Below are 859 nucleotides of genomic sequence, written 5' to 3'. Positions count from 1 at the left end.
ACGCGCAGCGGCCGGCCGCGCTCACGCAGCGACCAGTCGGCGACGGCCCCGAGGGTGTCCGCCGACGCGTCCTCAACGCGCAGCGCGGCGGCGTCGGGCATCGCGCCGATACCGAAACCGTCGAGGACGAGGATCGTCGCCGATCGGTGCGAGCCAGCGGTCATGCCACACGCCTTCCCACGGGGTCGTAGATGCCGTCCAGCTGCGGCCGTCCGGTCCCGACTCCGGAGACCACCGCGACCCGGGACCGGGTGACGAAGATCTGCGTCCGGAGGGCCATGACGGCGGTGTCACCGATCGTGGCCTCGGGACCGTCATCGACCCAGGTGAATCGCCGGTAGTAGTCGATGCTCGCTGCCGGGGCCTTGTGCAGTACCGCACGCCGCCGCCCTCGGGGCGTCGCGACGATCACGTGACGGGCATGTCCGCGGTGGTAGAAGCCGCCTCCGAACACGCTCGGAGCAGTGCCCAGCTGGGCGATCTCGGAGACGTACACGAGCGCCGGCACTTCGCGCAGGTCCATGTCGACGGCATGCTGAGGAGTCGTCCCGGTGAGGGCATGACCCGGCTCACCGAACGCGCCACCCAGTCGCGCGATCTCGGGGATGGAACTGACGCTGGTGTGGCTCGGCAGCGACACGACCGGGTCGATCCCCGCCTCACGCATCGCCTTCGCGGCCGCCTGCACGCGGTCGAGCGTGGGCGTGGGCTCGGGACGCCCTGTCTCGGGTTCGAAGCTGAGACACGGGAAGCCGGTGACACCGGCGATCTCCGCTCCCCTCAGTCCTGCGTACCGGTCGAGGCCGTCCGCCACGGCGACGGGTTCGAACCCGCCGTCCTGGCCGGGGTACGTCGATTC

General features: G+C 71.0%; 1 protein-coding gene. It reads right to left on the bottom strand.

The window, feature by feature from the left end; genetic code table 11:
• Nucleotides 1-160 precede the first annotated feature (160 nt).
• Nucleotides 161-859 (bottom strand): type III PLP-dependent enzyme domain-containing protein (locus D9V41_RS17900; RefSeq protein WP_208006903.1); only part of this gene is annotated, 699 nt, incomplete at its 5' end.

Origin of the sequence: Aeromicrobium phragmitis (assembly GCF_003674095.1) — a bacterium.
GTDB classification, from domain to species: Bacteria; Actinomycetota; Actinomycetes; order Propionibacteriales; family Nocardioidaceae; genus Aeromicrobium; species Aeromicrobium phragmitis.
Note: the sequence above shows the minus strand (reverse complement) of the source record. Positions and strands in the feature narration are given on the sequence as shown.